The 19,556-nt window shown below is 72.6% G+C and carries 16 protein-coding genes; 6 read left to right on the top strand and 10 right to left on the bottom strand.

What is annotated here, in order from left to right; genetic code table 11:
- Positions 1 to 299 precede the first annotated feature (299 nt).
- Complete coding sequence (locus ABVB68_RS06935) at positions 300 to 1,496, top strand: sialidase family protein (RefSeq protein ID WP_353599973.1); 1,197 nt, start codon at positions 300 to 302, stop codon at positions 1,494 to 1,496.
- Here ABVB68_RS06935 and ABVB68_RS06930 read toward each other — a convergent pair.
- The 5 genes from ABVB68_RS06930 to ABVB68_RS06910 are packed head-to-tail and all read right to left on the bottom strand — an operon-like array spanning position 1,493 to position 7,980.
- Positions 1,493 to 2,419: a dihydrodipicolinate synthase family protein gene (locus ABVB68_RS06930; RefSeq protein WP_353599972.1), complete on the bottom strand. Its 927-nt coding sequence runs from the start codon at positions 2,417 to 2,419 to the stop codon at positions 1,493 to 1,495. The genes ABVB68_RS06935 and ABVB68_RS06930 overlap by 4 nt on opposite strands.
- A complete protein-coding gene (locus ABVB68_RS06925; RefSeq protein WP_353599971.1) occupies positions 2,420 to 3,418 on the bottom strand; it encodes an oligopeptide/dipeptide ABC transporter ATP-binding protein in 999 nt (332 codons plus the stop codon). It abuts the gene before it with no gap.
- Entirely contained in the window at positions 3,415 to 5,394 is a 1,980-nt protein-coding gene (locus ABVB68_RS06920) for a dipeptide/oligopeptide/nickel ABC transporter permease/ATP-binding protein (protein WP_353599970.1), read from the bottom strand. Before ABVB68_RS06920 ends, ABVB68_RS06925 begins: the two co-directional genes overlap by 4 nt.
- Positions 5,394 to 6,350, bottom strand: coding sequence for an ABC transporter permease (locus tag ABVB68_RS06915; RefSeq protein ID WP_353599969.1), 957 nt, complete (start codon positions 6,348 to 6,350; stop codon positions 5,394 to 5,396). Before ABVB68_RS06915 ends, ABVB68_RS06920 begins: the two co-directional genes overlap by 1 nt.
- Before the next feature lie 4 nt (positions 6,351 to 6,354).
- Complete coding sequence (locus ABVB68_RS06910; protein ID WP_353599968.1) at positions 6,355 to 7,980, bottom strand: ABC transporter substrate-binding protein; 1,626 nt, start codon at positions 7,978 to 7,980, stop codon at positions 6,355 to 6,357.
- Between the two features lie 277 nt (positions 7,981 to 8,257).
- On the opposite strand from ABVB68_RS06910, the gene ABVB68_RS06905 reads away from it, so the two are divergent.
- The 4 genes from ABVB68_RS06905 (at position 8,258) to ABVB68_RS06890 (ending at position 13,133) form a co-directional block, all read left to right on the top strand.
- Positions 8,258 to 10,888, top strand: coding sequence for a type 1 periplasmic-binding domain-containing protein (locus ABVB68_RS06905; RefSeq protein ID WP_353599967.1), 2,631 nt, complete (start codon positions 8,258 to 8,260; stop codon positions 10,886 to 10,888).
- A gap of 345 nt (positions 10,889 to 11,233) precedes the next feature.
- Entirely contained in the window at positions 11,234 to 11,449 is a 216-nt protein-coding gene (locus ABVB68_RS06900; RefSeq protein WP_353599966.1) for a hypothetical protein, read from the top strand.
- A gap of 49 nt (positions 11,450 to 11,498) precedes the next feature.
- Complete coding sequence (gene recO, locus ABVB68_RS06895; protein WP_353599965.1) at positions 11,499 to 12,248, top strand: DNA repair protein RecO; 750 nt, start codon at positions 11,499 to 11,501, stop codon at positions 12,246 to 12,248.
- A gap of 36 nt (positions 12,249 to 12,284) precedes the next feature.
- Positions 12,285 to 13,133 (top strand): isoprenyl transferase, encoded by an 849-nt coding sequence (locus tag ABVB68_RS06890; RefSeq protein ID WP_353599964.1) that lies wholly within the window; start codon positions 12,285 to 12,287, stop codon positions 13,131 to 13,133.
- A 459-nt stretch (positions 13,134 to 13,592) separates the two neighbouring features.
- Here the strand turns inward: ABVB68_RS06890 and ABVB68_RS06885 are convergent, their stop codons facing one another.
- The 4 genes from ABVB68_RS06885 to ABVB68_RS06870 form a co-directional block, all read right to left on the bottom strand.
- On the bottom strand, positions 13,593 to 14,003 hold the full coding sequence (locus tag ABVB68_RS06885) for a Fur family transcriptional regulator (protein WP_353599963.1): 411 nt from the start codon (positions 14,001 to 14,003) through the stop codon (positions 13,593 to 13,595).
- Positions 14,004 to 14,064: 61 nt separating this feature from the next.
- Positions 14,065 to 14,967 carry a metal ABC transporter permease gene (locus ABVB68_RS06880; RefSeq protein ID WP_353599962.1) on the bottom strand — a complete coding sequence of 301 codons (903 nt, stop codon included), beginning with the start codon at positions 14,965 to 14,967 and terminating at the stop codon, positions 14,065 to 14,067.
- The gene (locus tag ABVB68_RS06875) at positions 14,967 to 15,734 is read right to left on the bottom strand and encodes a metal ABC transporter ATP-binding protein (RefSeq protein WP_353599961.1); all 768 of its coding nucleotides are present in this window, start codon (positions 15,732 to 15,734) and stop codon (positions 14,967 to 14,969) included. The genes ABVB68_RS06880 and ABVB68_RS06875 overlap by 1 nt, the downstream gene beginning before the upstream one ends.
- Before the next feature lie 20 nt (positions 15,735 to 15,754).
- The gene (locus ABVB68_RS06870; protein WP_353599960.1) at positions 15,755 to 16,711 is read right to left on the bottom strand and encodes a metal ABC transporter substrate-binding protein; all 957 of its coding nucleotides are present in this window, start codon (positions 16,709 to 16,711) and stop codon (positions 15,755 to 15,757) included.
- 161 nt (positions 16,712 to 16,872) lie between these two features.
- On the opposite strand from ABVB68_RS06870, the gene ABVB68_RS06865 reads away from it, so the two are divergent.
- Positions 16,873 to 18,255: a glycine--tRNA ligase gene (locus tag ABVB68_RS06865; protein WP_353599959.1), complete on the top strand. Its 1,383-nt coding sequence runs from the start codon at positions 16,873 to 16,875 to the stop codon at positions 18,253 to 18,255.
- A gap of 165 nt (positions 18,256 to 18,420) precedes the next feature.
- On the opposite strand, the gene ABVB68_RS06860 is transcribed toward ABVB68_RS06865, so the two are convergent.
- Positions 18,421 to 19,473: a chitinase gene (locus ABVB68_RS06860; RefSeq protein ID WP_353599958.1), complete on the bottom strand. Its 1,053-nt coding sequence runs from the start codon at positions 19,471 to 19,473 to the stop codon at positions 18,421 to 18,423.
- Between the last annotated feature and the right edge of the window lie 83 nt (positions 19,474 to 19,556).

The raw sequence follows: 19,556 nt of genomic DNA, 5'->3' as shown, positions 1-19,556 counted from the left end.
CCGTCCGTCGCCTCGCCCGGCCCCGGCCCCTGGGGCCGTCACCAGACCTGTCCGTCGTCCCGGGGGCGGCCCCGGCGTCCGTCACCGGCCCTGCCCGTCGCCTCGCGGGCGCTCCCACCGTCCGTCACCGGATCCGCCCGTCGCCTCGCCCGGCCCCGGCCGCCCGGCCCCGTCCCCGGCGGCCGTCACCGGCCCCGTCCGTCGTCCCCGGGGGCGGCCCCCCCGGCGTCCGTGACCGTATCCGGTTCGTCCTCGTTCGTCATGAGTCGGGACCGGCGATCGCGGGGAGACATGAGCCTGTGACACCGCTGAACCGCTCCCTCCTCGCCGCCCTCGCCTTCTTCACCTCGCTCGCCGTCCCGGCGCAGGCCCACGCGCACGCGGACGGGCGCGCCGCGTCCGGCTGCGCCTCCTCCGTGCCGTACGTGTCCGGGCGGGGCGGCTACGACACCTATCGCATTCCCGCCGCGGTGACGACCCGGCGTGGCACGGTCCTGGCCTTCGCCGAGGGCCGGCACGACGGCGCGGGCGACACCGGCGACATCGACGTCGTGCTGCGCCGCTCCACCGACGGCGGCTGCACCTGGGGCCGGCTGACGGTGGTGGCCGCGGGCCGGGGGCACACCCGGGGCAACCCGGCGCCGGTCGTCGACCCGCGCACCGGCGCGGTCGTCCTGGTGAGCTGCGCCAACGCCGGGACCGTGACGGAGGCGCAGATCATGCGCGGTGAGGTCGCGCCCGAGCTGGGCCGCCGGGTCTTCGTGCAGCGCAGCTGGGACGACGGCCGCCACTTCACACCCCCGGCGGACATCACGGCCCAGGTGAAGCCGCCCGGCTGGCGCTGGTACGCCACCGGCCCCGGCCACGCCGTCGCCCTCACCCGGGGCCCGCACGCCGGCCGGCTCCTCGTCCCCGCCGACCACTCCGCCGCCCCGCCCGCGGGCTCCCGGGACACCGGACGGGAGTCCAGGTACTACGGCGGCCACGCCCTGTACAGCGACGACGGCGGCCGCACCTGGCACCTCGGCTTCGTGGACGCGGACTACGACGGCGTGACCAACGCCAACGAGTCCAGCGCGGCCCAGCTCCCCGACGGGCGCCTGTACCTCAGCGCCCGCGACCAGAACGGCCGGGCGCCCGGCAACCGCCTCGACACCTACTCCGGCGACGGCGGCCGCACCCTCGACCGCCCCTACGCCGCCCAGCCCACCCTGAACGAGGTCCCGGTGGTCCAAGGCAGCGTCCTGCAGCTCTCCGGAGCCGCCGCGCCCCTGCTCTTCTCCGGCCCGTCCGTGCCGGACGCCCGCCGGGCGATGGCGCTCTGGTCCAGCACGGACGCCGGCCGCACCTTCACCAGGCTGCTCACCCTCTCGGACCGGCCGGCCGCCTACTCCGACCTGGTCCAGCTGGGCCGCGGCACGGCCGGCATCCTCTACGAGACCGGCGCCAACGGCCCCTACGAGACCCTTCGGTTCCGCCGACTGCGCCTGTACTAGAGCAGCCCCGCCGCCGCCAGGAACTTGCCGATCCGCTCGACCTCGTCGCCGGAGAGCGGGACCTGCGGCTCCGCCGTCACCGGGCAGTCGATGATCCCGCGCAGGTGCAGCGCCGCCTTGAACGCGCCGAGCGCCGAGGAACCGCCGCCCATCCGGGCCGGGTCGCCGACGCCGGTGATGCCGAACAGCACGCACAGCCGCTCCTGCTCGGCCCGCGCGGCCCCCCGGTCGCCCGCCCGGCACTGCCGGTAGAGCCGGACGTAGCCGTGCGGGTCGACGTTGGCCAGGCCCGGCACCGCCCCGTCGGCGCCCAGCTCCAGGGCGGCGTCGGCGATCAGCTCGGAGCCGGTCAGGACGCTGAAGCCGGCGTGCGCGCGGGCGCCCACGACGAGCTCCCGGAAGGCCGCCAGATCCCCGCTGGAGTCCTTGATCCCGCTCAGGACGCCGTCTCCGGCGAGCCCCAGCACCAGATCGGCGGGGAGCTTGGTGTGCACCGCGACGGGGATGTCGTAGGCGATCACCGGGACCGGGCTGGCGGCCGCGATCCGGCGGTAGTGGTGGACGATCTCCGCCCGGTGGGTGCGGGCGTAGAAGGGGGCGGTGACGACGACGGCCCCCGCGCCGGCCGCGGTGACCGCCGAGACGTGGTCCAGCACGCGCGGGGTGGTCATGTCGATCGCGCCGGCGAGCACGGGCAGCTGTCCGCCGACGTGCCCGGTGACGGCCTGCACGACCTGCGTGCGCTGCCGGTCCGTCAGGAAGGCGGCCTCCGAGGTCGAGCCGAGCAGGAACAGCCCGTGCACCCCCGCCTCCACCAGATGGTCGACCAGCCGGAGCAGCGAGCGCACGTCCACCTCGCGCTCCGGCGTCAGGGGTGTGCAGACGGGCGGGACGACACCGGTGAGAGGGGTGGGGAAGGTCATTCAGGGCTCCTGGCGCGCTAGGTCTCGGGTCGGCTGGTCCTCCTCCACAGGATGGTGACAGCGGTAGCGGTGTCCGGGGTGTGACGCGGCCGAGAACTCCGGCATCGACCCGGCACACATGTCGTCGGCCTTCCAGCAGCGGGTGCGGAACGGGCAGCCGCTCGGCGGCCGGGTCGCCGAGGGCACCGGCCCGGTCAGCGGGATCGGGTCGAGGGGGTCCAGCAGGCCGGGCGCCGCGGAGAACAGGGCGCGGGTGTACGGGTGCCGGGCGCCGTCGGTGACCCGGCCGGCCGGGGTCTCCTCGACGATCCGGCCGAGGTACATGGTGATCACCCGGTCGCTCATCCGCCGGACCGTCTGGATGTCGTGCGAGACGAAGACCAGGGCCAGCCCGAGGCGCTCCTTCAGATCGAGCAGCAGGTTCAGGATCTGCGCGCGGACCGAGACGTCCAGGGCGCTGGTCGGCTCGTCGGCGACGACCAGCGCGGGCTCCAGGGCGAGGGCGCGGGCGATGGCGACGCGCTGCCGCTGGCCGCCCGACAGCTGTCCGGGCAGGGCGCCGGCGAGGGCCCGGGGCAGCCCCACGAGGGCCATCAGCTCCTCGACCCGGTCCTCCCGCGCGGCCTTGGTGCCGCGCCGGTGGACGTCGAGCGGGTCGCGCAGGATGTGCCGCACCGGCAGCCGGCGGTTCAGGGCCGTCGACGGGTCCTGGAAGATCAGGCCGGTGCCCGCGCCGACCGTGGCCCGGCGTTCGGCGGGCGGCATCGCCCACAGGTCCCGGCCCCTGAACGACACCGTCCCCGAGGTCGGCCGCTGGATGCCGACCAGCACCTTCGCCAGGGTCGACTTGCCGCAACCCGACTCGCCGACCACGCCGACCGTCTCGCCGGGGGCGACGCGCAGACCGGCACCGGTGAGCGCGTACACCCGGTCGCGGGTGAACAGGCCGCCGCCGCGGGCCCTGTGGACGACATGGGCGTCACGCACCTCGACGATCATCGCAGGGCCTCCTCGCTCTCCGCGGACGTCGGCTCCACCGCCGGGTGGTGGCAGGCGGCCGTGTGCGCGGCGGTGCCCGCGAGGACCGGGGCGGTCGCGTGGCACACCTCGGTGGCGAGCGGGCAGCGGTCGGCGAACCGGCAGCCCGCCGGGAAGTCGGCCGGAGCCGGCACGGCCCCCCTGATCTGCGTCAGCCGTTCCTGGGCCGACTCCAGCGAGAGCACGCTGCCGAGCAGCCCGCGCGTGTAGTGGTGGGCCGGGGCCGCCACCAGGTCGGCGGTCACCCCGCTCTCCACGATCCGGCCGCCGTACATCACCACCACCCGGTCGGTGACGTCGGCGACCAGCGCCAGATCGTGCGAGACGAGGATCAGCGCGAAGCCCAGCTCCGCGCGCAGCCGGAGCAGCAGCTCCATCACCTGGGCCTGCACGGTGACGTCCAGGGCGGTCGTCGGCTCGTCGGCGACGATCAGCCGCGGGTCGCGGGAGAGGGCCATCGCGATGAGCACCCGCTGCCGCTGCCCGCCGGAGAGTTCGTGCGGGTAGCTGCGCAGGGTGCGCTCCGGGTCGAGGCCGACCAGCGCCAGCAGTTCCCGCGGGCCGCGCCGGCCGCCCCGCCGTACCAGCTGCTTCAGCTGCGCGCGGATGGTCATGGCCGGGTTCAGCGAGGACAGGGCGTCCTGGTGGACCATCGCCATCTCGTGCCCGAGCAGCCGGCGCCGCACCCGCATCGGCTCGGCGAGCAGGTCGCGCTGCCCGAAGCGCACCCGGCCGCGGATCCGGGCGCCCTTCGGCTGCAGTCCCATGACGGTCAGCGCGGTCAGCGACTTCCCGCAGCCCGACTCGCCCACCAGGCCCAGCACCTCACCGGGATGCACGTCGAAGCTGACGCCGTCGACGACGTCCACGCCCCGGTGCCGGCCGGGGAAGCCGATGGTGAGGTTCTCCACGGCGAGCACCGGCTGTCCGCCCCGGTCGGGCAGCGGCCGGGCCCGGGCGCGCAGCCGCCGGGCCGCCTCGGCGAGACCGGGCAGCCGCAGCACCTCGCCACCGCCCGCCCGAGGGGCCGCCTGGGGGCGGTCCTCCGGCACCTCGACCTCCCGGGGGGCGGGCGCGGCCCAGGCGTCCGAGACGCCCTCGGAGAGGATGTTCAGCGACAGCACCGTGCACAGGATCAGCAGGCCGGGGAAGACGGTCGCCCACCAGCCGCCGGTCAGCACCATGTCCCTGCCGTCGGCGATGACACTGCCCCAGGACGGGTCCGGGGGCCGCACGCCCGCGCCGACGAAGGACAGCGACGCCTCGAAGACGATGGCCTCGGCGACCTGGACCGTGCAGAACACCAGCACCGGGGCGGCACAGTTGACGGCCACGTGCCGCAGCACGATGTGCGGGGTGCGGGCGCCGATGACCCGCTCGGCGGTGACGTAGTCCTCGCCGTACTGGTCCAGCACGTTGGCCCGTACGACCCGGGCGACGGGCGGGGTGAACAGGAAGGCGATGGCGCAGATCAGCACGCCGATCCCGCCGCCGAACACGGCCACCAGCACGGCGGCCAGCGCGATGCCCGGGAACGCCATCACCACGTCCAGGCAGCGCATCAGCGTCTCGTCCACGGCCTTGCGGGAGGTGGCGGCCAGCGCCCCGAGCAGCGCGCCCGCGACCAGGGCGAGCGCGGTCGCCCCGAGTCCGATGGCCAGCGACCAGCGGGCGCCGTGCATCAGCCGGCTGAGGACGTCCCGGCCGAGGCTGTCCTGCCCCATCCAGTGGGCGGCGGACGGGTGCCCGCTGCCGCCGACCGGATCCAGTTGCTCGAGGGGGTCGTCCGGGGCGAGCACCGGGGCGAGTACGGCGACCAGGACGACCAGGGCCAGGAAGCAGACGGCGGCCTTCGACGGCAGCGGCAGCCGGCGCCATCCCCGGAGCCGGACGCCGGGCCGGGAGAGCCGCTCGGTGAGGCTCGCGCGTGTGACCATCAGGCCGCCCTGAGACGTGGGTTGACGAGCAGGCAGAGGATGTCGATGACGAGGTTGACGACCACGAACCCGGTCGCCGTGGTCAGGACGACGCCCTGGACGACCGCCGGGTCGCCGTTCCGCACGGCGTCGATCATCAGCTTGCCCATGCCGGGCAGGGAGAAGATCGTCTCGATGACGACCGCGCCGCCGAGCAGATAGCCGACCCGCAGACCGAGCACGGTCAGGGGATTGACCAGGGCGTTCCTGAGGACGTTGCGGCCGACCACCACCCGGGGCGGCAGCCCGCTCCCGATCGCCGTACGGACGTAGTCCTTGTCCAGCTCCTCCACCACCGACGTGCGCACGATCCGGGTCAGCTGCGCGGCCACCGGCAGGGAGAGCGCGAGGGCCGGCAGGGCCATGGTGCGCAGCCACCCGGTGACGGAGTCGGCCGGGTTGACGTAACCGCCTGCCGGGAACCAGCCCCGGTCCACCGCCAGGTACTGGATCATCAGCAGCGCCAGCCAGAACCCGGGCGCGGCGACCCCGACCAGTGAGACGACCCGGATGGCCTGGTCCGGCAGCCGGTCCCGGTGGACGGCCGCCGTGACCCCTCCGGCCAGCGCCAGCACCACCGCGACGCCGAGCCCCAGGAAGGTCAGCTGCAGGGTGAGCGGCAGCGCGGTGGTGACCTGGTCGACCACCGGGGCGCGGGTCAGGGCGCTGGTGCCGAGGTCGCCGTGGAGCACGTTGCCGACGAAGTGGACGTAGCGCACGGGCAGCGGGTCCAGCAGCCCGTTGCGCTCCCGGAAGTCGTGCAGCTGCCGGGGTGTCGGATTGGCGCCCTGGAAGAACGCGGACGCCGGGTCCACGTCGGAGAACCGCATCACCAGGAACACGAACAGCACGATCCCGAGCAGCAGCGGCACGAGCAGGGCGACCCGGCGCAGCAGGATCCGGACGACGGCCGTCATGCCGTCAGGCCCACTGGGCCCGGAGGAGATTGACGCCCGGGTAGGGCTGTGCCCTGATGCCGGTGAGCTTGCGCGGGTCCCAGGCCGTCATCAGCTCGTTGTGGACGACCGGATACAGCACGGCCTGCTCGGCGACGACGTCGATGTAGTCCTGGACCATCGCCTTCTTCCTCGCGGGGTCCGGTTCCCGGGTGGCCCGGTCCATGTCCTCGAAGAGCCGCCGGGCGACGGGGTCGCCGGCCCATCGCGTGTACCCCATCCACAGGTTCTCGGGGCCGTAGTTGTAGTGCATGATCAGGTCGGCGTCGAGCCCGAACTGGTTCGGGTTGGAGGCCGCCGCCACCACCTGGTAGTCCTGTTTCTGGTCCATCCTGGTGAACACCGCCGTGGTCTCCCGCGGCGCGAGGGTGGTCCGCACCCCGATGGCGTCCCAGGACGACTTGATGGTCGGCAGGCAGTCGACGATCCAGCTGACGTCGACCGCGAGGATCTCGACCCTGAGGTCCTCCACCCCGGCGGCCTTCAGCAGTGCCTTCGCCTTCGCCGGGTCGTGGTCGTACACGGTCTTGGCCCGCCGGTGGCCGGGGTTGCCCTCGTCGAGGAACGAGGACGCGGGCCTGCCGTGCCCCTTCAGCGCGACCCGCACCATCTTCTCGCTGTCGATGGCGTAGTGCAGCGCCTGCCGCACCCGGACGTCGTCGAAGGGCTTGTGCCGGGTGTTGAACATCAGGAAGAGGTTGTTCATCCCGGCGCCGCCCGCGACCTCGAGGCCGCCCTGCTCCAGGCGGGGGATGTTGGCGTAGGGGATGTTGTCGGCGATCTGGGCGCCGGCCCCGGTTCCGGAGATCCGCGCGACGCGCGGTGCCGCGTCCGTCATCGTCAGCCAGTTCATCTTCCGGAAGGCGGGCTTGCGCGGGCCGTTGTAGGCGGTGAACGCCTCGAAGGTGGTGTTGGACTTCGGGTGGTGCGCGGTCTGCCGGTACGGCCCCGAGCCCACGGCCAGCCCTCTGAGGGCGTCGTCCCAGGCGCCGGGCCGGGAGAACACGTGCTTCGGCATGATCTTGGCGAGGGTGAGCCGGGAGAGGCCGTCGGGGAAGGGGAACCTGAGCTTCAGCTCGACGGTCCGGGCGTCCGCCTTCCGCACGCTCTCCAGCCAGCCGGCGAAGAACCCCTTGGCGAGGGTCTGCGTCTTCGGGTCCAGGATCCGGTCGAAGACGAACACCACGTCGTCGGCGGTGACGGGCCTGCCGTCGTGGAAGGCGGCCCCCGGGCGGATGGTGAACCGCCAGGTCGTGGCCCCCGGATCCGCCGGCACCTCGGTGCCCAGCGCCGGATACGGCACCCGGGTGATGGGGTCGGTGTCCAGCAGCCCCTCGTAGATGTGGTTGTTGGCCGCCATCGCGAACGCCGACGCGGTCTGGGTCGGGTCCCAGCTGCCGTCGTTGCCGTACCCGATCACGGCGGTCAGCGTCCGGTTCCTGCCGCTGCCGCCGTGCCCGGTGTCGTTCGTGGACTCCGGTCCGGCGGAGCAGCCCGCCAGTACGGCGCCCGCCCCCAGCGCTCCGGCGCACTTCAGTACCGACCGGCGGCGCGGTGCCGGTGCGGCGGGGGTCACGTCGTCGTCGCGCACGGGTCCTCCTGCGGTCGGGTGGGGGAGGGGGAGGGAGGTGGGAGATACGACGTCCTACGTCCTACGTCCGGTCGGTAGCGCGACCATAAGAGGGCCCCCGGAGGGGGTCAAGGCGGCCTACACGAATGGCGTAGCCGCCACAGGCCGGCCCGACGACGGTCCTCGGGTGTCGACAACTGTCATGATTTCTAGGTGGATTGCCGTTCAGTGGGGGTCCTGTGGCGGTAGGTTCCCGGACACGGCGTGGGAAGCACGTGCAGCGGGGGAGCGGGCAGTCATGGGGCGCGTCTGGTCGGGTGCGGCGGGGGTTCTCGCCGAGGCGGTGACGGAGCTGGCCGGGGCCGGGCGGTGGTGGGGGCGCCGTCGAGTGCGGGGCCGGGCAGCGGAGCCGGTCGTGGTGGAGCTGCGCGGCGGCGCCGACGGGGACGCCCTGACGCTGATGCTCGCCCTCGCCGAGAACGGCAACCGGCTGCCCGTCAACCATCCCGGGGAGTTCTGGGGCGAGGCGTCCCGCGCCCTCTGTGTGGCCGAGCTGCTGGGCAAAGCCGCCGACTGGTACGGCATCCGGGGCATGTGCCGGCGCCGGCGCCCGATACGGTTCCGCCGCTTCCGGATGATGGAGCGGGCGTACCGGGCCTGGCTCGACCCCGAGGGCGGCTGCGGCGCCGCGCGGGTCCAGGAACTGCAGCGCGGCTGCGAGCGCGCGGCCTACGACGAGCGGGGCGGCCTGCTCAACGAACTCAACCGGCTGCGGGGCCACGCGCTCCAGGAGGACCTGAGGGGCGCGGCGGCCCTGTACACCACCGGAGCGGTGCTCGCCGGCCTGACGCTGGTGCCCCTGGCCGAGTGGCTCGTGCGGCACCTGTGGGTGCACCGGCCCGCGCGCACCTGGCTGCAGAAGAAGCTGGCCGCCTCCGGACCGCAGATGATGTACCTGGCCCTGTGCCGGGTGCGGGACGAGCCGCGTGAGACCTGGGACCAGTGGCTGACGGACGCGTTCCTGGCGGACATCGACGCCTACTACCACCTGGGGCGCCGGCTGAACCGGTCCCGGCTGCCGCTGCTGCTGCTGCCGGATGCCGCGCCGGGTACCGCGAGCGGTGCGCTGCTGCGGCACCTGCGGGACGGCCAGGTGGGCAGGCCCGTGCCCCGCCGGAGCTGCCCTGTCGTGGTGGCCCACACCGGCGCCGGACCGGGCGAGGAGATCGCCGTCGTCGAGGCCGTGGTGAGCGGCGCGCGGTCGGGCCGGACCGCGTTCGAGCTGCCCGGCCCGGAGGAGGCCGAGGGGGCCGGCCGGCAGCTGGACCTGGCCGGCGGCGGGCCGGTGGCCACCGCCCTCTGCGGTGCGGCCGTGCTGGGCCTGGTGGCCGCCGGGCTGGTGGTGGGCCCCACCGTCGCGGGCGGCCTCCACTGCGGACAGGGCGTGTCCCTGCGGCCGAGGCTGGCCGCGGCGGACGGCCAGTGCGTCGGCGTCACCGACGGTGCCTCGGGGGACGCCTTCCTGCCCGGCCTGGCCAAGGTCTCCCGCGAGATCGCGAAGGAGAACGACAGGGCCGAGCGGACGGGCCTGTACGCGACGGTGGCGCTCATGCTGCCGATGACGCCCGCCACCGAGCCCGAGAAGAGGCAGGTGGTCAACGAGGTGAAGGGCGCCTACCTCGCCCAGTACGAGGCCAACCACAGCCGCAAGTGGGGCGCCCTCAGGCCCGCGATCCGGCTCGTCCTCGCCAACCCCGGCCGGTACTACGCCCACTGGAGGCCGGTCACCGACACGCTCGTCGCCATGTCCCGCGACCCGGGCCAGAACCTGCGCGCGGTCACCGGGTTCAACCTCAGCGTCGACAGCACCAGGCTCGCTCTGCACAGCCTCACCGGGGACCACGGCATCCCCGTCGTCGGCGGTCCCCTCACCGCCGACGACCTGAGCAACGAGCCGGGGGAGCCAGGAGGCGCGGAGCGGGAGCGCTACCCCGGGATGGTCCGTATCGTCCCGACCAACACGGAGCAGGCCACCGCCCTTGTCCGCTACAACCGCGGCACCTCGGCGGGCGACTCCGTCCTGGTCGTGGACGACCGCCGCGGCGACACCTACAACGCCTCGCTCGCCGCCGCCTTCCGCAAGGCGGTGACGATCCCCACCAAGAACCGGGTGTTCACCTCGCCGGGCCCCGAGGAGCCCGGGGACACGGCCGACCAGTTCGCGCAGATGCTGCCCGCCGTCTGCGACACGGGGGCGCGGACCATCTACTTCGCCGGCCGCCCGCTCCACCTGCGGATCTTCCTCAGCGCCATGGCCCAGTCGCCCTGTGCCCGGCAGAACTACAAGGTCGTCACCGGCTCCGGGGCCTCCACGGTCGCCCTCCAGCTGGACGGCAAGGACTGGCAGGACCTCGGCGCACGGGACAGCCGGAACCGGCTGAAGGTCGTCGTCCAGTACGCCGCCCCGGGGCATCCCGACGCCTGGCGCGACAGCGGGCTGACGGGCGCCGCGCGCTCCTTCTACGCCCCGGCCGGGCAGGAGATGACGCAGCTCGAGCGGCTGAACTCCGAGCTGGGCGATGCGATGGGCGGCGCCGTCCGGTGGACCGACTCCCGGGCGATGACCTCCCACGACTCGGTGTACACGGCCGTGCAGGAGATCAAGAAGGCGTACCGCACGGGGAGCGACGCCGTGCCCCCGCTCGCGGCCGTGGCCCGGCAGGGGGCGAACCTCTACTCCGTGAACGGGGTCGCCGGCTCGACGGGCATGATCTGCCTGGACAACAACGGCAGCCCGTACAACAAGGCGGTCGCCGTCGTCAGCCTCGACCCCGCGAGGAAGGACGTCCGCTTCGACGCACTGGTCTGGCCGATGAGGAGACCGTCCACGAACTGCGAGGTCTTCACCCCGGCCTCGCCATCGCCCTAGCCGCTCCCGGGGGCGCCGCGCCCGGCCCCGGCCGTTCCCGTGCGGCACCGCGCACCGGCGGTCACCGCGGCCGCGCACCGCCGGACTTCGCCACCGCGCACCGCCGGTCACCGCCAACCCCTTTGTCCGGCACGGCACTTGCCGATGGGGCACAGAACGCCGTCGAGTGTAGAGGCAGAGCGTCACGCGAGATGTGCGAAGCGTGAAACCCGGCCGGAAAGGGGAGCACGCTGAGGGCGGGACGGACCACACACTCGGGGCAGCGGTGTCGTGGCGAGGGGCGGAGGAGACGTTGGAGGAGACCGAGCGGCGGGGGCTCGCGGTGACCGGGACGGAGGCGGCGCGGTGAAACCACCCATCGGCAGCCATGTCGTGGACACCCGCACCGGCCGGGTCGGGATCGTCATGGGGCACGAGGGCCCCTACGTCCAGCTGAGACCGTACGGCGGGGGCCGCGAATGGGACGCCGAACCCACCGCCGTACGCGACGCCACCCCCACCGAACAGCACAGTGCCCGGACGGCGTACACCAGGGCACGCGACCGCGGCGAGGTGCCCTGAACGGGCCGCCGGCGCCCTGGCCGCTCCGCGCATGGGCGAGAATGGTGCCATGAGCCTGTTCCGCGACGACGGCATCGTGCTGCGCACCCAGAAGCTGGGTGAGGCGGACCGGATCATCACGCTGCTCACGCGCGGGCACGGGCGGGTGCGGGCCGTGGCGCGCGGGGTGCGGCGGACCAAGTCGAAGTTCGGGGCCCGGCTGGAGCCCTTCTCCCACGTGGACGTGCAGTTCTTCGCGCGGGGGAGCGAGCTGGTCGGGCGCGGACTGCCGCTGTGCACGCAGAGCGAGACGATCGCCCCGTACGGAGGCGGGATCGTCACCGACTACACCCGCTACACCGCCGGCACGGCCATGCTGGAGACCGCCGAGCGGTTCACCGACCACGAGGGCGAGCCGGCCGTGCAGCAGTATCTGCTGCTGGTGGGCGCCCTGCGGACGCTGGCCCGGGGCGAGCACGCGCCGCACCTCGTGCTCGACGCCTTCCTGCTGCGCTCCCTCGCCGTCAACGGCTACGCGCCCAGCTTCGGCGACTGCGCGAAATGCGGCATGCCCGGCCCGAACCGGTTCTTCTCGGTCGCCTCCGGCGGCTCGGTCTGCGTCGACTGCCGGGTCCCCGGCAGCGTCGTACCCTCCCCGCAGACCCTGGTTCTGCTCGGCGCCCTGCTTACGGGAGACTGGGAGACGGCGGACGCGTGCGAGCCGCGATATGTCCGGGAGGGCGGCGGGCTGGTGTCCGCCTACCTGCACTGGCATCTGGAGCGCGGACTGCGCTCGCTCCGGTACGTCGAGAAGACGTAGCGAAACCCGTAGATCGCAGAGGGAGACGAGAAGCACATGGTGGTACGCGGGATCCTCGGGCGCCGGCAGCGTGAGTACCGGGCGCCGGAGCCGCACCCGTCGGGCGCCCGTGCGCCGAAGCTCCCCGGCGAGCTGGTCCCGAACCACGTGGCGATCGTCATGGACGGCAACGGCCGGTGGGCCAAGGAGCGCGGGCTGCCGCGCACCGAGGGGCACAAGGTCGGTGCCGAGCGGGTGCTGGACGTGCTCCAGGGCTCGATCGAGGCCGGTGTGCGCAACATCTCCCTGTACGCCTTCTCCACCGAGAACTGGAAGCGCTCGCCCGACGAGGTGCGCTTCCTGATGAACTTCAACCGCGACTTCATCCGCCGGACCCGCGACCAGCTCGACGAGCTCGGCATCCGGGTGCGCTGGGTGGGCCGCATGCCCAAGCTGTGGAAGTCGGTCGCCAAGGAGCTGCAGGTGGCCCAGGAGCAGACCAAGGACAACGACCTGCTCACCCTGTACTTCTGCATGAACTACGGCGGCCGGGCCGAGATCGCGGACGCCGCCCAGGCGCTGGCCGAGGACGTGAAGGCCGGCCGCCTCGACCCGTCGAAGGTCAACGAGAAGACCCTCGCCAAGTACCTGTACTACCCGGACATGCCGGACGTCGACCTCTTCCTGCGCCCGAGCGGTGAACAGCGCACCTCCAACTACCTGCTCTGGCAGAGCGCGTACGCCGAGATGGTCTTCCAGGACGTGCTGTGGCCCGACTTCGACCGGCGCGACCTGTGGCGGGCCTGCATCGAGTTCGCCTCCCGCGACCGGCGGTTCGGCGGTGCCGTCCCGAACGAGGAACTGATCGCCATGGAGGCCGCCATGAGGGGTGACGCCACCTCGTAGCCATCGGCGGCCCACGCGGGCCGCGGCCGCCTCAGCGGGCGCGGCAGGCGGGAGACGCGGGACCGCGAACCCGCTCACGGCACACCGCCCTGGGAGCGGCCGTGCGCCGAAGGCGAGATGAGTCGCGGTGTCCGCAAGCCGGGGGCACCGCGGCTCCCCAGGGGCGCGGGGAACCGCGCGACCAGCCACGACGGTCCCGCACCCGGCGACCAACGGTCCCGTACCCGGCGTCGAGAAGCTCCTCGTACCCGGCGACGGACCGGTCCCGTACCCGGCGTCGAGAAGCTCCTCGTACCCGGCGACGGACCGGTCCCGCACCCGGCGTCGAGAAGCTCCTCGTACCCGGCGACGGACCGGTCCCGCACCCGGCGTCAAGAAGCCTCCCGCACCGGCGACCAACGGTCCCGCACCCGCCCGTCACGATGCCCCCGCACCCCGCGACGCCCCCGGAGCCGGTGTTCAGTCGGACGCGCAGTCCGCGCAGGTGCCGAAGATCTCCACGGTGTGGGCGACGTTGACGTACCCGTGCTCCGCGGCGATCGCCTCCGCCCACTTCTCCACCGCGGGGCCCTCCACCTCGACCGCCTTGCCGCAGGTGCGGCAGACCAGGTGGTGGTGGTGCTCGCCGGAGGAGCAACGGCGGTAGACGGACTCGCCGTCGGAGGTGCGCAGGACGTCGACCTCGCCGGCCTCGGCGAGGGACTGCAGGGTCCGGTAGACGGTGGTGAGCCCGACGGAGTCGCCCTTGTGCTTGAGCATGTCGTGCAGATCCTGCGCGCTGCGGAACTCGTCGACCTCGTCCAGGGCCGCCGCCACGGCGGCACGCTGACGTGTCGCGCGGCCCTTCACGGGCTGTCCAGCGGTGGTCACCGGTTGCCTCCTCACGTCTGGCGTCTGCCGGGGCCATTGTGCCAGCCCAGGCGGTGCGCGGTCAGACGCCGACCCCGCCTCCGGCCCCTCGCGTGGCCGGAATCGAGCACTCCGCCGGGTCCCCGGTGGGCTGTGCCGCGACGGCGGCACGGGCGCGTCGGCGGGCCAGCGGGGTGGCCAGGACCGTCAGTGCGACGAAGGCGGCGATGGTCAGCAGGACGATCGTCGCGCCGGGCGGCACGTCCTGGTAGTACGACGTGACCGTGCCGCCGACGGTCACGGTCACACCGATCGCCACGGCGATCGCGAACGTGGCGGCGAAGCTGCGGCTGAGCTGCTGCGCGGCGGCCACCGGCACGACCATCAGGGCGGACACCAGTAGAAGGCCCACCACCCGCATGGCGACCGTCACGGTCACCGCGGCGGTGACCGCCGTCAGCAGGTTCAGCGCGCGCACCGGCAGGCCCGTGACCCGCGCGAACTCCTCGTCCTGGCTGACCGCGAACAGCTGGCGGCGCAGGCCCAGCGTGACGATCAGCACCAACGCCGCGAGCACGCAGACCGCGCTCACGTCGGACTGCGACACCGTCGACAGGGAGCCGAACAGGTACGACGTCAGGTTGGCGTTGGAGCCGCCCGGCGCCAGGTTGATCAGCATCACCCCGCCGGCCATGCCGCCGTAGAAGAGCATGGCGAGGGCGATGTCGCCGCGGGTCCTGCCGTACCAGCGGATCAGTTCCATCAGGACCGCGCCGAGCACGGAGACGGCGGTCGCCATCCACACCGGGGAGGTGGACAGCAGGAAGCCGAGTCCGACGCCCGTCATGGCCACGTGCCCGATGCCGTCGCCCATCAGGGCCTGGCGGCGCTGGACCAGGTAGATGCCGACCGCGGGCGCGGTGACGCCGACCAGCACGGCGGCCAGCAGCGCCCGCTGCATGAAGGCGTAGTTCAGGAATTCCATCAGCTCAGCAGTCCCGTGCGGATCGGTTCGGCGCCCGCGGGTGCGTGCGGGTGCACGTGGTCGTGGCCGGGCAGGGCGTGCTGGCCGACCGCGCTGGGCGGCGGGCCGTCGTGCAGCACGCAGCCGTCCCGCAGGACGACCGCCCGGTCGATCAAGGGCTCCAGCGGGCCCAGTTCGTGCAGTATTAGGAGGACGCTCGTGCCGGTGTCCACCTGCTGCCGCAGCGTCCGGGCGAGCACCTCCTGGCTGGCCAGGTCGACGCCCGCCATCGGCTCGTCCATGATCAGCAGTTCGGGCTCGGCGGCCAGGGCGCGGGCGATCAGCACCCGCTGGTGCTGGCCGCCGGACAGGGCGGTCACGGTGTCCTTGGCGCGGTCGGCCATGCCGACCAGCTCCAGGGCGTGGCGCACGGCCTCCCGGTCGGGCTTGCGGAAGACACCGAAGCGGGTGCGGGACAGCCGGCCGGCGGAGACGATCTCGGTCACCGTCGCCGGGACCCCGCCCGCGGCGGTGGTGCGCTGCGGCACGTAGCCCACGCGCGCCCAGTCGCGGAAGGACCGGCGCGGGGTGCCGAACAGCTCGATGGTGCCGGAGCTGACGGGCACCTGGCCGATGATGCTGCGCACGGCCGTCGACTTGCCGGAGCCGTTGGCGCCGAGGAGCGCGACGACCTCGCCGCGGCCGACGGTGAGGTCGATGCCGCGCAGGACCGGGCGCGCGCCCAGTTCCGCGCTCACCGCGCGCATCGCTATGACGGGTTCGCCCATGGTGTCGCCCTCCGTGCCGGTCACTTCGCGCCCAGCGACTGCCGCAGCGCCTTGAGGTTGGCCTCCTGGACCGAGAAGTAGTCGGTGCCCCGGGACCTCTTCGTGATGCCCTCGATCGGGTCGAGGACGTCCGTCCTCAGTCCCGCGTCGTGCGCGACCGTCTTCGCGGTCTTGTCGCTGACCAGCGTTTCGTAGAAGACGGTGGTGACGCCGTCGGCCGCGGCCAGCTTCTCCAGGTCCTTCACGCGCGCGGCGCTGGGCTCCGACTCGGGGTCGAGGCCGTTGATGGCCTCCTCGGTGAGGCCGTAGCGCTCGGCGAGGTAGCCGAAGGCGGCGTGTGTGGTGATGAAGGTCTTCGTCCGGGTACCGGTGAGTCCGTCCCTGAACCGCGTGTCCAGGTCGTCCAGCCGCTTCACCAGGTTCGCGGTGTTCTTCGCGTAGTCGGCCGCGTGCTCGGGGTCGGCCTTCTCGAAGGCCCTGCCGACTCCCCGGGCGACCTCGGCGTAGCGCACCGGGTCGAGCCAGATGTGCGGGTCCCGGCCGCCGGACTCCTCGCCCCGGTGGGTGTCGTGCGCGGCCGCGTGGCCGCCGACCTCGTTGCCGTGCTTCTCCAGCGTGGTGAACGAGGCCGCGTCGATCTTCGTCCCGACCGAGGACTGGGCCACCGCCTCGTCGACGGAGGGCTGGAGGCCCTTGAGGTAGAGCACCGCGTCGGTCTCCTGCAGGCCCGCGATCTGCCGGGTGCTGAGCTCCAGGTCGTGCGGTTCCTGGCCGGGGGAGGTGAGACTGGTGACGTGGACGTGCTTCCCGCCGATCTGCTCGGCGAGGAAGGCCGTCGGGTAGAACGAGGCGACGACGTCGAACCTGCTGGTGTTGGCCGCCGCGGAGCCGCCGGAGCAGGCGGTGAGGGAGCCGAGGCCGAGGGCGGTGACAGCGGTCGCCGCGGCCGTCGATATGAGGCGTCGTCGTACGTTCATGAGAGTCATTTTCAACAATTATGGAAACCGTTGTCAACAAGCCCTCGTGAGACGCTGTAAGCAGGGGCCGATTTGGTCGTGGGGGAGCCTGCGCCGGTAACCTGAATCATTCGCTGGAAGCATCTCGCTTCAACGCCCGTCGTCGTAATGAAGAGAGCACCGTGGCCGCCGACAAGATCGACACCATCGTCAGCCTGAGCAAGCGCCGTGGCTTCGTTTTCCCGTGCAGTGAGATCTACGGCGGACAGCGTGCCGCCTGGGACTACGGACCGCTGGGTGTCGAGCTCAAGGAGAACATCAAGCGCCAGTGGTGGCGCTACATGGTGACGTCGCGCGAGGACGTCGTCGGTATCGACTCGTCCGTCATCCTGGCCCCCGAGGTCTGGGTCGCCTCCGGTCACGTCGCCACGTTCACGGACCCGCTGACCGAGTGCACCTCGTGCCACAAGCGGTTCCGCGCGGACCACCTGGAAGAGGCCTACGAGGAGAAGAAGGGCCACGCCCCGGCGAACGGCCTGGCGGACGTCAACTGCCCGAACTGCGGCAACAAGGGTCAGTTCACCGAGCCCAAGCAGTTCTCCGGCCTGCTGTCGACGCACCTCGGCCCCACCCAGGACTCCGGCTCCGTCGCCTACCTGCGCCCCGAGACCGCCCAGGGCATCTTCACCAACTTCGGCCAGGTGCAGACCACCTCGCGCCGCAAGCCGCCGTTCGGCATCGCGCAGATGGGCAAGTCCTTCCGCAACGAGATCACGCCCGGCAACTTCATCTTCCGCACCCGCGAGTTCGAGCAGATGGAGATGGAGTTCTTCGTCAAGCCGGGCGAGGACGAGAAGTGGCAGGAGTACTGGATGGAGCAGCGCTGGAACTGGTACACCGGCCTGGGCCTGCGCACGGAGAACATGCGGTGGTACGAGCACCCGAAGGAGAAGCTCTCCCACTACTCCAAGCGCACCGCCGACATCGAGTACCGCTTCCAGTTCGGCGGCAGCGAGTGGGGCGAGCTCGAGGGTGTCGCCAACCGCACCGACTATGACCTCGGCGCCCACTCCAAGGCCTCCGGCCAGGACCTCTCCTACTTCGACCAGGAGGCCGGCGAGCGCTGGACGCCGTACGTCATCGAGCCCGCGGCCGGTGTCGGCCGCGCGATGCTGGCGTTCCTGCTCGACGCCTACGTCGAGGACGAGGCGCCCAACGCCAAGGGCAAGATGGAGAAGCGCACCGTGCTGCGCCTGGACCACCGCCTGGCCCCGGTGAAGGTGGCCGTCCTGCCGCTGTCCCGCAACCCGGAGCTGTCCCCGAAGGCCAAGGGCCTCGCCCAGGCGCTGCGGCAGAACTGGAACATCGAGTTCGACGACGCCGGCGCCATCGGCCGCCGCTACCGCCGCCAGGACGAGATCGGTACGCCGTTCTGCGTGACCGTCGACTTCGACACGCTCGAGGACAACGCCGTCACCGTGCGCGAGCGCGACTCGATGAAGCAGGAGCGGGTGTCCCTCGACCAGATCGAGGGCTACCTGGCGCAGCGCCTCGTCGGCTGCTGACCCTCGCCGCACCCGCCGGCCCGGGGAGCCTCTCCCCGGGCCTCACGGCCTCCGCCCACCCACCGGCCGCCTCGATCGGCCGGTGGGTGGGCTGTTTTCCGCCGGCCCCCGGACCCTCCCGGCGGCGGTCCACCGGAACGCCGCCGGGAGCGCCGGGCGGCCGGCTCAACGGCCCTGCAGCGCCCTGACGTTGTCGCCGAACGTCCAGTTCTTCGCGCCGTCCCAGTTGACCGACCAGGTCATCAGGCCCTTGAGCGAGGTGCCGTAGTGCTTCCAGGCCTGGGAGACGAGGGACGGTGACATGTAGCCGCCGCCCGCGCCCGACTGGGCGGGCAGGCCCGGGACCTGCCTGTCGTAGGGCACCTTGATCGTCGTGCCCTGCACCACCAGGCCCTTGTTCAGGCAGTCGGTCTGGGCGGTGAAGCCCTCTACCGTGCCGGCCGAGTAGGAGTCGCCGGAGCAGCCGTACATGCTGCCGTTGTAGTACTGCATGTTCAGCCACCACAGGCGGCCGTTGTCCGCGTACTTCTTGACGATCGGCAGATACGCGCCCCAGATCGAGCCGTAGGTGACGCTGCCGCCGGTGACGTACGCGGTCTCCGGGGCCATCGTCAGGCCGAAGCCCGACGGCATCCTGGCCAGGATCCCGTCGATGATGCGGACCAGGTTGGCCTGGGACGCGGAGAGCTGGGTGATGTTCCCGCTGCCCGTCAGGCCCGTCTCGATGTCGATGTCGATGCCGTCGAAGTTGTACTTCTTCAGGATCGGCACGATGGTCGCCACGAAGCGGTCGGCGACGGCCGAGGACGACAGGTCGATGCCGGCCGCCGCCCCGCCGATGGACAGCAGGATCGTCTGGCCGGACGCCTTGGCCTGGCACATCTCCGCGGGCGTGGCCACCTTCACGCCGGAGTCCATGCCGTCCTCCCACAGGGCCGTGCCGTCCGAACGGATCACCGGGAAGGCGGCGTTGATCACGTTGTAGCCGTGCGCGGGGATGCGGGAGTCGGTGATCGGCGTCCAGCCGAAGGGCGGGTGGACGCCGTTGGCGGAGCCGTCCCAGTTCTCCCAGTAGCCCTGGAGCACCTTGCCGGCCGGGCGCGGCTTCACCGCGCAGGTGTCGGCGGCGGAGGCGCTGGGCGCGGCGGCGATCGCCAGCGGGGTGAGGACGGCCGTGGCGAGGGCGGCGGTGAGCAGACGCAGGGTGCGGCGGAGCATCGGGCCTCCCGGTGGGGGATCGCGAGGTGTCGTAGGCATGACAGTGCTCTGGTCCAGACCTCTCGTCAATAGGTCTGGACCAA

The sequence above is a fragment of the Streptomyces sp. NPDC096012 genome, from assembly GCF_040426375.1.
In the GTDB taxonomy this organism is placed as follows: Bacteria; Actinomycetota; Actinomycetes; order Streptomycetales; family Streptomycetaceae; genus Streptomyces.
This window is presented reverse-complemented; position numbering and strand designations above follow the sequence as displayed.

What these genes read in the sequence shown, in the direction of transcription:
- ABVB68_RS06930 (WP_353599972.1), bottom strand. Translation starts at nt 2,419, where the DNA reads ATGACCTTCCCCACCCCTCTCACCGGTGTCGTCCCGCCCGTCTGCACA.
- ABVB68_RS06925 (WP_353599971.1), bottom strand. Translation starts at nt 3,418, where the DNA reads ATGATCGTCGAGGTGCGTGACGCCCATGTCGTCCACAGGGCCCGCGGC.
- ABVB68_RS06920 (WP_353599970.1), bottom strand. Translation starts at nt 5,394, where the DNA reads ATGGTCACACGCGCGAGCCTCACCGAGCGGCTCTCCCGGCCCGGCGTC.
- ABVB68_RS06915 (WP_353599969.1), bottom strand. Translation starts at nt 6,350, where the DNA reads ATGACGGCCGTCGTCCGGATCCTGCTGCGCCGGGTCGCCCTGCTCGTG.
- ABVB68_RS06905 (WP_353599967.1), top strand. Translation starts at nt 8,258, where the DNA reads ATGGGGCGCGTCTGGTCGGGTGCGGCGGGGGTTCTCGCCGAGGCGGTG.
- recO (WP_353599965.1), top strand. Translation starts at nt 11,499, where the DNA reads ATGAGCCTGTTCCGCGACGACGGCATCGTGCTGCGCACCCAGAAGCTG.
- ABVB68_RS06890 (WP_353599964.1), top strand. Translation starts at nt 12,285, where the DNA reads ATGGTGGTACGCGGGATCCTCGGGCGCCGGCAGCGTGAGTACCGGGCG.
- ABVB68_RS06880 (WP_353599962.1), bottom strand. Translation starts at nt 14,967, where the DNA reads ATGGAATTCCTGAACTACGCCTTCATGCAGCGGGCGCTGCTGGCCGCC.
- ABVB68_RS06875 (WP_353599961.1), bottom strand. Translation starts at nt 15,734, where the DNA reads ATGGGCGAACCCGTCATAGCGATGCGCGCGGTGAGCGCGGAACTGGGC.
- ABVB68_RS06870 (WP_353599960.1), bottom strand. Translation starts at nt 16,711, where the DNA reads ATGAACGTACGACGACGCCTCATATCGACGGCCGCGGCGACCGCTGTC.
- ABVB68_RS06860 (WP_353599958.1), bottom strand. Translation starts at nt 19,473, where the DNA reads ATGCTCCGCCGCACCCTGCGTCTGCTCACCGCCGCCCTCGCCACGGCC.